This is a genomic window from Limnohabitans rimovensis (SeqCode) (assembly GCF_965234775.1).
GTDB lineage: Bacteria > Pseudomonadota > Gammaproteobacteria > Burkholderiales > Burkholderiaceae_C > Limnohabitans > Limnohabitans rimovensis.
Genome location: NZ_OZ248573.1, coordinates 41364 through 51335, shown reverse-complemented (window position 1 = coordinate 51335; position 9972 = coordinate 41364). Strand labels below are relative to the sequence as shown.

10 protein-coding genes are annotated in these 9972 nt (G+C 59.5%); 4 read left to right on the top strand and 6 right to left on the bottom strand.

Features of this window, described 5'->3' with window-relative positions; translation table 11 throughout:
* Nucleotides 1–161: 161 nt before the first annotated feature.
* Nucleotides 162–1571 carry an FAD-binding oxidoreductase gene (locus AC8GFZ_RS17300; protein WP_506646170.1) on the bottom strand — a complete coding sequence of 470 codons (1410 nt, stop codon included), beginning with the start codon at nucleotides 1569–1571 and terminating at the stop codon, nucleotides 162–164.
* Complete coding sequence (locus AC8GFZ_RS17295) at nucleotides 1568–1930, bottom strand: DUF2069 domain-containing protein (protein WP_506646169.1); 363 nt, start codon at nucleotides 1928–1930, stop codon at nucleotides 1568–1570. Before AC8GFZ_RS17295 ends, AC8GFZ_RS17300 begins: the two co-directional genes overlap by 4 nt.
* Before the next feature lie 110 nt (nucleotides 1931–2040).
* Here AC8GFZ_RS17295 and AC8GFZ_RS17290 point away from each other — a divergent pair, with 110 nt between their 5' ends.
* Nucleotides 2041–3246, top strand: a complete 1206-nt coding sequence (locus tag AC8GFZ_RS17290) for a YihY family inner membrane protein (protein ID WP_506646168.1) — start codon at nucleotides 2041–2043, stop codon at nucleotides 3244–3246.
* A 10-nt stretch (nucleotides 3247–3256) separates the two neighbouring features.
* Here the strand turns inward: AC8GFZ_RS17290 and AC8GFZ_RS17285 are convergent, their stop codons facing one another.
* Complete coding sequence (locus tag AC8GFZ_RS17285) at nucleotides 3257–4072, bottom strand: alpha/beta fold hydrolase (protein ID WP_506646167.1); 816 nt, start codon at nucleotides 4070–4072, stop codon at nucleotides 3257–3259.
* Nucleotides 4069–5409 (bottom strand): O-acetylhomoserine aminocarboxypropyltransferase, encoded by a 1341-nt coding sequence (locus AC8GFZ_RS17280; RefSeq protein WP_506646166.1) that lies wholly within the window; start codon nucleotides 5407–5409, stop codon nucleotides 4069–4071. Before AC8GFZ_RS17280 ends, AC8GFZ_RS17285 begins: the two co-directional genes overlap by 4 nt.
* Before the next feature lie 108 nt (nucleotides 5410–5517).
* On the opposite strand from AC8GFZ_RS17280, the gene AC8GFZ_RS17275 reads away from it, so the two are divergent.
* The 3 genes from AC8GFZ_RS17275 to AC8GFZ_RS17265 all read left to right on the top strand — a co-directional run bounded on the left by AC8GFZ_RS17275 (nucleotide 5518) and on the right by AC8GFZ_RS17265 (nucleotide 8238).
* Complete coding sequence (locus AC8GFZ_RS17275) at nucleotides 5518–5985, top strand: CBS domain-containing protein (RefSeq protein ID WP_506646165.1); 468 nt, start codon at nucleotides 5518–5520, stop codon at nucleotides 5983–5985.
* Nucleotides 5986–6077: 92 nt separating this feature from the next.
* A complete protein-coding gene (locus AC8GFZ_RS17270) occupies nucleotides 6078–7352 on the top strand; it encodes an MFS transporter (RefSeq protein WP_506646164.1) in 1275 nt (424 codons plus the stop codon).
* Nucleotide 7353: 1 nt separating this feature from the next.
* Nucleotides 7354–8238, top strand: a complete 885-nt coding sequence (locus AC8GFZ_RS17265; RefSeq protein ID WP_506646163.1) for an alpha/beta fold hydrolase — start codon at nucleotides 7354–7356, stop codon at nucleotides 8236–8238.
* Nucleotides 8239–8247: 9 nt separating this feature from the next.
* Here the strand turns inward: AC8GFZ_RS17265 and AC8GFZ_RS17260 are convergent, their stop codons facing one another.
* Nucleotides 8248–9093, bottom strand: a complete 846-nt coding sequence (locus AC8GFZ_RS17260) for a class II aldolase/adducin family protein (protein WP_506646162.1) — start codon at nucleotides 9091–9093, stop codon at nucleotides 8248–8250.
* Complete coding sequence (gene yghU / locus AC8GFZ_RS17255; RefSeq protein WP_506646161.1) at nucleotides 9090–9971, bottom strand: glutathione-dependent disulfide-bond oxidoreductase; 882 nt, start codon at nucleotides 9969–9971, stop codon at nucleotides 9090–9092. The genes AC8GFZ_RS17260 and yghU overlap by 4 nt, the downstream gene beginning before the upstream one ends.
* Nucleotide 9972 lies beyond the last annotated feature (1 nt).

Below are 9972 nucleotides of genomic sequence, written 5' to 3'. Positions count from 1 at the left end.
GGTAGTGAAGATCCTATATTTCATTTGGGTTTTAAACCATCATTCAATGGACTCCAGCCCACCAGATGAAGGTTTAAAGGCCGCTAGGTTTCACCACCTAGCGGCTTTTTCATTGGTAAATCAAGGGTTGTGGCAAAAGAGCAGCCTGCGTTTTTATGCTCTCAAGCCAACACCCGCCCCGGATTCATCAGGTTGTGCGGGTCCAACGCATCTTTGACCCGGCGCATCAGCGCCATCGCCACCGGGTCTTTGTAATCGGGCAGGGTGTGCACTTTCAAACTGCCCACGCCATGTTCGGCGCTGATCGATCCATCAAAGGCTTTGACGCTGTCGTACACCAAGGTGTTGATGGCGTCCTCGTGGCTTTGTAAAAACGCTGCTGGGTCCACGCCCACTGGGGCTTGCACATTGAAGTGCAAATTGCCGTCGCCCAAATGGCCAAAGTTGACCAAGCGCATGCCGGGGATGGCTTGGGCCAGGGTGCGCTCGGCCTGATCCACAAAGGCGGCGATGGATGAGATGGGCAGAGAGATGTCGTGCTTGATGTTGAGCCCTTCTTGCACCTGGGCCAGGGTGATGCTTTCGCGGATGTGCCACAGCTTGCGCGCTTGGGCTACGCTTTCGGCCACCACGGCGTCACCAATGATGCCTTGCTCGATGGCTTGTTCGAGTACATGCTCAAAGCGCTCACGGGCGTGGTCTTGCGACTCGCTGTCGGTGTTTTCCAGCAACACGCAGTAGGCGTTGTCGAGCCACAAGGGCACCTGCATCTCGGGGAAATGTTTGTCCACCAAACTCAAGGCAAACTGGCCCATCATTTCAAAGCCGGTGAGGCCCGCTCCGAGCTCGCGTTGGGCCAAGCCGAGCAATTGCACCGCTGCTTCCACCGAGGCCACCGCCGCCCAAGCGGTCAATTGCGCCGCGGGCTGCGGATACAGCTTTAGGGTGGCGGCGGTGATGATGCCCAGCGTTCCTTCGCTGCCGATGTACAGGTCGCGCAGGTCGTATCCGGTGTTGTCTTTGCGCAAGCCGGTGAGGCCGTGCCACACATCGCCTTGCGCGGTGACCACCTCCAACCCCAAGCACAGCTCTCGCGCATTGCCATAGCGCAGCACCTGGGTGCCGCCGGCGTTGGTCGACAAATTGCCACCCACCGTGCAACTGCCCTCCGAGCCCAAACTCAGCGGGTACAGCAGGCCTTGTTCTGCGCAGCTTTGCTGCAACTGTTGCAACACGCAGCCGGCTTCGGCCGTGACGGTGAGGTTGGCTGGGTCAATGTGGCGCACGCGGTTCATGCGTTGCAAGCTGAGCAACACCTGGTGGCCCGATTCATCCGGGATGGAGCCCACCACCAAGCCGGTGTTGCCGCCTTGGGGCACGATGGACACGCCAGCTTGGGCACAGGCTTTGACCACGGCAGCCACCTCGTCGGTGCTGCCTGGGCGCACCACGCACAGGGCGCGCCCGCGAACACGCCCGCGCCAATCTTTTTCATAAGCTTCCAAGTTGCCGTCGCTCAGCACATGGAGGGCACCCAGGATGTGTTGCAGTTGTTCGATCAAGGGATTCATGGCATGGGGTTTGGGGTTTCAGTGGATTGGGCCGCCCGGGCGGCGTCTCGAAAACGCAAGCGCACATGCAGTGCGCAAGCGACAAACAAGACCAAGCACAAGAGCACTTGGCCCAAAGCCAAGGCAGCACTCCAGCCCGCGTCGCCATAGGCGCGCACCACGCCTTCGGTGAAATACAGCCACACCAGCAAGCTGACCCAGCGGTAGGTGTACATGCGGTTGCGCAGCAAGCCCGCCAGCGGAAAACACAGCGGGATGACCTTGATCGCCCACCAACTGCCGCCCTCGCGCAAGGGTGCCAGCCACAGCTCCCAGGCCAGACCGAGAATGATCAGTCCGACCAAACTCAGCACTGCCATGCGCCTCGTCCATGTCACGTGGGCGGCTTCGTTGGGCAGGGATGGGGGGGAGGTGGTTGCAAGGGTCAAGGGTTTTGCCTCAAGGTGGGGCGCAATGGCATGATCGCAGCATGATTGTCTCGCATTTGAAATTGGGCTTTGAAGCTTTGCAACGGTTTCCGTGGCGTGTGGCCTTATCTGGTTTGCGCCAACGCTTCCGAGACGACCGCTTGGGCCAAACCGCTGGGGCTTTGACCTTCACCACCACCATTGCCTTGGTGCCGTTGTTGACGGTGGCCTTGGCGGTGCTTACCGCGTTCCCCTTGTTTGGCCAGTTTCAAACCGTGTTGCAGCGTTGGTTGGTGGAAAGCCTGATCCTCGACAGCATTGCGCGCCAGGTGCTGGGTTATTTGACCCAGTTCACCAGCAAGGCCAGCCGCTTGGGCTCCTTGGGTTTTGTGGCCTTGTTGGTTTCTGCGGTCGCGTTGGTGTTCACCATCGACCGCACGCTCAATGCGATTTGGCGGGTGCGTCAAGCGCGCCCGTGGGGGCAGCGGGTGTTGATCTACTGGGCCGCTTTGACGCTGGGCCCCTTGGCGCTGGCCACCAGTTTGTTCATGCTGACCACTGCGCTGACTTGGGGTGGGCAAAGCTGGGGGCCGGGGCAAGCGTGGCTGCGCTTCATTTTGGACGTTCTGGAGTTTGGGCTCACCGCAGTGGGCATTGGCGCTTTGTACAAATACGTGCCCCACACCCATGTGCCGGCGCGGCATGCGTGGTGGGGTGGTGCGCTGGCCGCAGTGGTGCTCGAGTTGGCGCGATGGGCGCTGGCCCAGTACCTGGCCAAGGTGGGCACATTCGCTGCGGTGTACGGCGCCTTTGCCACGGTGCCAATTTTGCTGGTGTGGATCTACATCACCTGGGTCATTGTGTTGGTGGGTGCCGTTGCCGTGGCCAGTTTGCCTGCCTGGCTGAGCGGCGCGGTGCGCGACAGCAGTTCACCCGGGTGGATGTTTCAACTGGCTTTGGAGGTCATTCGCAAATTGATTCAGCAGCGCGGCACAGCACCTCATGGCATGACGGTGCTGGATGTGGCCAGCGAGTTACAGGCCGACCCCCGCGAGGTGGAAGCGGTGTTGGTCACCTTGCTTGATTTTGATTGGGCTGGGCGCTTGGTGCCCAGCGATGAAACCCAAGCGCCGCGATATGTGTGGTTGGCCGATGTCAGCCAACTGCCTTTGGCACCGTTGATGGTTCGCTACTTGTTGGCCGATGTGCCCGCCAACCAAGCCCTGTGGGCGCAGTGGCAAGGCCTGCGCTTGGCCGATGCCTTGTAGCCTGGGTGGGTCAGCGCAAAAACTGGCGCAAGGCTTGCAAAGTTTCCTCGGGCGACTCGTTCATTTGGTGGTGGCCCATGGGCACCGTGACCACCTGCACTTTTTTGCCTGATCTCTGACCTTGTTCGATCAAAGCCTGCGTGGTTTTGGGTGGTGTCATTTGGTCCAAAGCGCCATTCACGAACAGCACTGGGCAACTCAGGTCTGCCATGGCTTGCAAGCCTTGGGTGTAGTTGTTGCAGGCGGTAAATCCTTGGTGAAGCAAGTTGACCTCGCGGTTGCTGGCCAATACCCGCCGGTTCAAAGCGGTGCTGGCCCCATGCACCCAAGTGCCAGGGCCGAAGGCGGACGGCGGTGCGGCCAAGGTGGCGCGCGAAAACACATTGATCATGGCAATGGCTTTGTCCGGCTCGGTCAGCGATGCCGCCAACAAGGGGGCCGCCACCGGCATGGGAAAGGCCGTGCCGACCAAGGCCAAATGGCTGATGCGCTGCTTCAAGCGCGCAGCCGCTTCCAAGGCGATCAGGGATCCCCAGCTGTGCCCCACCACAGCCACCCGATCCAAACCGGCGGCATCGAGCATGGCGTGGATTTGATCGGCCGCATCTTCAACACTGGCCGCTGCGGGCCCTGCGCTGCGGGCATGCCCTGGCAGGTCAATGGCCAAGACATTCCAACCATGGTGGGCCAAGTAGCGGCTTTGCAGCACCCAAACGCTGTGGTCGCACAGCACGCCATGGACAAACACCACGGTGGGTTGCTCTGGGTTGAAAGCTTTGCCCCCGGTGTAGGCATACACGTTGAAGCCGGGCCAGGTGATGTTCATGCGGCCCCCTGGCTTGGGGTGGTGGGTTGGTTGGCCGCTTTTTCAGCGGCTTTCAAAGCCCGCTTCAAGTCGTCGATCAAATCATCGGCGTCTTCCAAACCCACCGACAAACGGATGGTGCCTGCACCAATGCCCGCTTGGGCCAGTGCCTCGTCGCTCATTCGGAAATGCGTGGTGCTGGCGGGGTGGATGACCAGCGATTTGCTGTCGCCCACATTGGCCAAGTGGCTGAAAATTTTCAGCGCTTCTATGAAAGCACGGCCTTGGTTGCGTGAACCCTTGATGTCAAAGCTGAACACCGACCCCGCTCCCCGTGCGCCACCGCGCAACAATTTTTGCGCCAAAGCATGGCTGGGGTGATCGGGCATGAGTGGATGACCGACCCTCGACACCATGGGGTGGGCCGCCAAAAACGCCACCACTTTTTCGGTGTTGACCAAGTGGCGCTCCATGCGCAGCGGCAAGGTTTCCATGCCTTGCAAAATCAACCACGCCGAATGCGGGCTTAAACAGGCACCAAAGTCACGCAAGCCCTCTCGCCGCGCCCGCAGCAAAAACGCGCCCACGGTGCTTTCCTCGGTGAACACCATGTTGTGAAAACCGGCATAAGGTTCGGAGAGTTCGGGGAATTTGCCGCTGGCCTCCCAATCGAAGGAACCGCCATCGACCACCACGCCGCCAATCACCGTGCCGTGGCCGCTCAAAAACTTGGTGGCCGAGTGGTAGACCAAATCTGCGCCCAAGGACAAAGGCTTCATCAAGTAAGGCGTGCTGAGTGTGGCGTCGACCAACAAGGGCACACCGTTGTCATGCGCCATTTGCGAGAGGGTGGGGATGTCCAGCACATCCAAGCCCGGGTTGCCCACGGTTTCGCCAAACAACAACTTGGTGTTGGGGCGGATGGCGGCTCGCCAAGCGTCAATGTCACCGGGTTTGACAAAGGTCGTCTCGATGCCAAAACGGCGCAGTGTGTAATGCAGCAGGTTGTGCGAACCGCCATACAAAGCCGAGCTTGAGACGATGTGCGAGCCCGCACCCATCAAAGTCGCCACACTCAGGTGCAGCGCGGCTTGGCCGCTAGCGGTGGCGATAGCACCGATACCCCCCTCTAAGGCAGCGATGCGCTGCTCGAACACCGCAGTCGTGGGGTTGCTGATTCGGCTGTAGACGTGGCCAGCGCGCTCGAGGTTGAAGAGGGACGCAGCGTGTTCACTGGACTCAAACACAAACGAGGTGCTCAGGTGGATGGGCACGGCGCGGGCGCCGGTGGCAGGGTCTGGCCCCGCGCCCGCATGCAGGGTCAGGGTGTCAAAGTGGGGGTCGGCGTAACCAGGCATGGTGTTCTCTCGTCAAGCGCAGTGGCAATGGTGATTTTGAATCGCCATTGTGGGCTATATTCCTTGCATAAAAATCGATCCTCACGGTTTCAAGCAAGGAGTATCTCCATGAAAGTCAGCGACATTTTGCGCGTCAAGGGCAGCACACTGTTCACCATGGCGCCACTGGAGCCATTGATGCATGCGGTGGAGATCATGGCCGAGAAAGACTTGGGCTCTTTGGTGGTCATGGACCATGGCGATTTGGTGGGCATGCTGACCTTTCGCGAGGTGATCCAAGCCATTGTGAAAAACGGCGGTCAGGTGGGCGACACCACGGTGCGCGGCGCGATGGACGACCACCCCTTGACCTGTTCCCCCGAGACCGAACTCGACGAGGTGCGCCGCATGATGCTCGAGCGCCACGCCCGCTACATGCCGGTGATGAGCAGCCGCATGCTGATGGGCGTGATCAGTTTTTACGATGTGGCCAAAACCGTGGTCGACAGCCAAAACTTTGAAAACAAGATGCTCAAAGCCTACATCCGCGACTGGCCCTCTGAAGCCGGCGCATCGTCTGCAGCCCCCAAGGCCTGAACCCGCGGGCCTGGCTTGCCGACCGCCCCCCTTCTTTTGCGCAAGCCTGACAACAGCCCCACGCCCTGAGGGGGGTGTTGCCGATCGAACCCATGAGGAACCCTTCCTTGCCCATGTCTGCCAACGCGCGTTTGTTCATTTGGTTTCGGGTGCTCTTCAACGCCCGTTTTTACTACCCCATCTTCACCATTTTGTTTTTGGACCTGGGTTTGACCCTGGGCGAATTTGCAGCGCTCAATGTGGTTTGGGCCGTGACCATTGTCTTGTTGGAGGTGCCCAGCGGCGCCTTGGCCGACCGGTATGGGCGCCGCCCCTTGGTCATCGCAGCCAGCGTGCTGATGGTGTTGGAAATGTTGGTGTTGTGCGCCATGCAACCCGGTCAGCCCGAGGTGGTGTTTTGGTTGTTTGTGGTCAACCGCATTTTGAGTGGCGCTGCCGAGGCCTGCGCCAGCGGCGCCGACGAAGCCCTGGCTTACGACTCATTGCCCCCCACAGAGCGCACCACCTTGTGGCCGAACGTGATGGCCCAGTTGATGCGCTATTCGGCGGTGGCGGTGGTCTTCACCTCGATCAGCGGTGCTTGGCTGTACACCCAATGGACCAAATGGCCGGTGGTGCTGTGCCTGATCAGTGCGCTGGCCTGCTTGGCCGTGGCTTGGCGAATGACCGAGTCCTGGGCCAAACCCACGCAGGCGACGGTGTGGCGCAGCATAGGTGCCACGTGGCGCGACATTTTGCGCACTGGTGCTTGGATTTGGCATTCACAAGTCGCTTTTGCTTTGATCGTGGTGGGTTTGGTCTTTGACAGCTTGGTGCGTGTGTTCATGACGGTGAACAGCAATTTTTACCGCTTGATTGGCATTGAAGACGCGTGGTTTGGCGTGATTGGCAGCGCTACAGCCTTGTTGGGCTTGTTGCTGGCGTCCTCCATGAAATGGGCCACTTTGCGCTGGGGTGGTGTGGCCAATTTTGTGGGCTTGGGCGCGCTGCTGTGGGTGGGTTTGTGGGGTGTGGCCAGCGCCAGACCCGGTTGGTGGGGTGTGCTGGGGGTGGTGCCCTTGTTTGTGGGCATGCGGTTTTTGCACTTCTTTTTGTCCCATTACATGAATGCCATTGTGCCGTCCGAGCAGCGGGCCACGGCTTTGAGTTTTCGGGGTTTGAGCATGAACCTGGCCTACGGCGGCATGACCTTGTTGTTTGGTTGGCACACGGCTTGGTTGGCCCAGGACATGAATCTTTCAGCACAAGACATGGCGGTGTTTGCCCAGTCTTTGCAATGGTGGCCCTGGTTTTTTATGGTTATGCTGTTGGCCACGGCAGGCCTGTTGGGCTGGCGCCACTTGAATTCCAAACCCATGGAGGCATGACATGGCATTTGCAACCACCGACGACGGCGTGAAGCTGTATTTTGAAGAGGCCGGGACTGGCCAAGCGCTGGTCTTTGTGCATGAATTTGCGGGTGACTGGCGCAGTTGGGAGCCGCAAATGCGCTTTTTCTCACGCCATTTCCGCTGCATCACTTTTTCGGCCCGTGGGTATTTGCCTTCAGACGTGCCGGCTGACCCATCGTCTTACTCGCAAGCGCGGGCGGTGCAAGACATCGTCACATTGCTCGACCATTTGGGGATTGCCCAAGCCCATGTGGTGGGTTTGTCCATGGGCGGATTTGCCAGCTTGCACATGGGGATTCACCATGCCCAGCGGGTCTTGTCTTTGGTCATTGCGGGTTGTGGTTACGGGGCCGAGCCCGATCAACGCGCTGTCTTTCAGGCCGAGGCCGACGCCGCTGCGGCGATGTTTCACCAAGCGGGCCCCATCGAGGCGGCGCGCAAGTACACCATGGGCCCCACGCGGGTGCAGTTTCAAAACAAAGACCCCCGAGGATGGGCCGAGTTTGCCGCCCAAATGGCCGAGCACGACCCCGTGGGATCGGCCAACACCTTGCTGGGGGTGCAAAAAATGCGGCCCTCGCTGTGGGACTTGGTCGAGCAAATGAAGTCGATCCACGTGCCGGCCTTGATCATCACCGGCGACGAAGACGACCCCTGCTTGGAGCCCGCCTTGTTGATGAAGCGGCACATCCCCAGCGCCTCTTTGGTGGTGTTGCCCAGGGCAGGGCACACCAACAACTTGGAAGACCCCGATACCTTCAACCGCCACTTGATGGACTTTTATCTGGCTGTGTTGTCAGGCCGATATGGATTGCGTGACCCCAGGTCGCTCAAGGCCGGTATTTTGGGGTTTGGCAAGTGAGCTGACGGCTCACGTTTGGTAAGAGGGGTCTATCTTGGCCATCAAGCGCATCACGGCTGAAAAATCCAACTCGCCATGCCCCACCTTTTTGCCCCCAGGGCCGATGCGAAAAAACCATTCGTGGCGTTGCGCTGATTTCTCCAGGATGTCATCGCTCAATCGGGTGAAGGCTTGACCTGACATCATCACCTGCATTTGCACCTGGCATGCCAGCATCAGGCGGTACATGCGCAAAAAAGCCGAGTCAACAGTCTCACCCACCGTGACCAGACCATGGTTGCGCAGCACCAAGGCCACGTTGTTGCCCAAAGCTGCGACCAAACGGCTTCTTTCATCCACCTCCAGGCTGGGCCCTTCAAAGTCGTGGTAACCAATGCGGTTGTGAAAGTCTGTCCCCTCCAGGGTCAGCGGCAACAAGCCATCCTTCAAGCAAGCCACCGCCATGCCTGCAACCGTGTGCACATGCAGCACACAGTGCGCATCGTCACGCGCGTTGTGGATGGCGGCGTGGATGTTGAATCCAGCCGGGTTGATGGGGTATTCGGTGGGGGTGAGCACATGGCCATCACCATCGATGCGAACCAAATTGGATGCGGTGATTTCTGAATAGAGCAATCCATAGGGGTTGATCAAAAACTCTGAGGGGTCGTTGCGCACCCGCAGCGATATGTGGTTGGCTGTCAATTCAGACCACCCAAAATGGTCGACGGCACGATAGGCAGCAGCCAATCTGAGGCGAAGTTGCCATTCGGCGTGGTCGATGGGGGCCGTTGCACTGCTTGCCAGTGAATCCCTTGCAGTGGGCACCAAACCATCTGCCGGGTTGGCTGAGTCAAGCGGGTGGGGCGCATTCATTGGGAGGTCTTCCCAGCCTGTTTGTCTTGGGTATGGGTGTCGAAGTCGCTGGCGTCGTGGCGCTCATGCAATTGGTCTTCCAAGGGGCCGGTGACCCGGTTGACTTTGCGGCCGCGCTGAACGGCGGGGCGTTGGGCCACTTCATCGGTCCAACGCAGGACGTGGGTGTATTCGTGCACGCTCAAAAACTCGCCGCCTTCGTACATTTGCCCTTTGGCGGTGGCGCCATACCAGGGCCAAATGGCCATGTCGGCAATGGTGTAGGTGTCGCCACAGATGAAGCGGTGGTTCGCCAAGCGCTGGTTCAGCACGTCCAATTGGCGTTTGACCTCCATGGCGAAGCGGTCAATGGCGTATTCGATTTTGAAAGGTGCGTAGGCATAGAAATGGCCAAAGCCGCCACCCAAATAGGGCGCACTGCCCATTTGCCAAAACAGCCACGACAAGCATTCGGCGCGCTGCGCCATGTCAGTGGGTAAAAAGGCGCCAAACTTTTCGGCCAGGTACATCAGAATCGCGCCGGACTCAAAAACCCGCACGGGCTCAGTGCCGCTGCGGTCCATCAGCGCAGGGATCTTGGAATTCGGGTTGACCTCGACAAAGCCACTGCCAAATTGATGGCCATCACGGATGCGGACCAACCAAGCGTCGTATTCGGCACCGCTGTGGCCCAAGGCCAGCAGCTCCTCCAGCATGATGGTCACCTTGATCCCGTTGGGGGTGCCCAAGGAATACAGCTGCATGGGGTGTTTGCCAATCGGCAAGGCCTTTTCATGGGTGGCCCCGGACACGGGCCGGTTGATGTTGGCAAACTGGCCACCATTGGCTTGGTCCCAGGTCCAGACTTTGGGGGGTGTGTAGGGGGTGTCGTCAGACATT

Excerpts from the sequence above, each read along its gene's own strand:
- AC8GFZ_RS17300 (WP_506646170.1), bottom strand. The coding sequence starts at position 1,571 with ATGAATCCCTTGATCGAACAACTGCAACACATCCTGGGTGCCCTCCAT.
- AC8GFZ_RS17295 (WP_506646169.1), bottom strand. The coding sequence starts at position 1,930 with ATGGCAGTGCTGAGTTTGGTCGGACTGATCATTCTCGGTCTGGCCTGG.
- AC8GFZ_RS17290 (WP_506646168.1), top strand. The coding sequence starts at position 2,041 with ATGATTGTCTCGCATTTGAAATTGGGCTTTGAAGCTTTGCAACGGTTT.
- AC8GFZ_RS17285 (WP_506646167.1), bottom strand. The coding sequence starts at position 4,072 with ATGAACATCACCTGGCCCGGCTTCAACGTGTATGCCTACACCGGGGGC.
- AC8GFZ_RS17280 (WP_506646166.1), bottom strand. The coding sequence starts at position 5,409 with ATGCCTGGTTACGCCGACCCCCACTTTGACACCCTGACCCTGCATGCG.
- AC8GFZ_RS17275 (WP_506646165.1), top strand. The coding sequence starts at position 5,518 with ATGAAAGTCAGCGACATTTTGCGCGTCAAGGGCAGCACACTGTTCACC.
- AC8GFZ_RS17270 (WP_506646164.1), top strand. The coding sequence starts at position 6,078 with ATGAGGAACCCTTCCTTGCCCATGTCTGCCAACGCGCGTTTGTTCATT.
- AC8GFZ_RS17265 (WP_506646163.1), top strand. The coding sequence starts at position 7,354 with ATGGCATTTGCAACCACCGACGACGGCGTGAAGCTGTATTTTGAAGAG.
- AC8GFZ_RS17260 (WP_506646162.1), bottom strand. The coding sequence starts at position 9,093 with ATGAATGCGCCCCACCCGCTTGACTCAGCCAACCCGGCAGATGGTTTG.
- yghU (WP_506646161.1), bottom strand. The coding sequence starts at position 9,971 with ATGTCTGACGACACCCCCTACACACCCCCCAAAGTCTGGACCTGGGAC.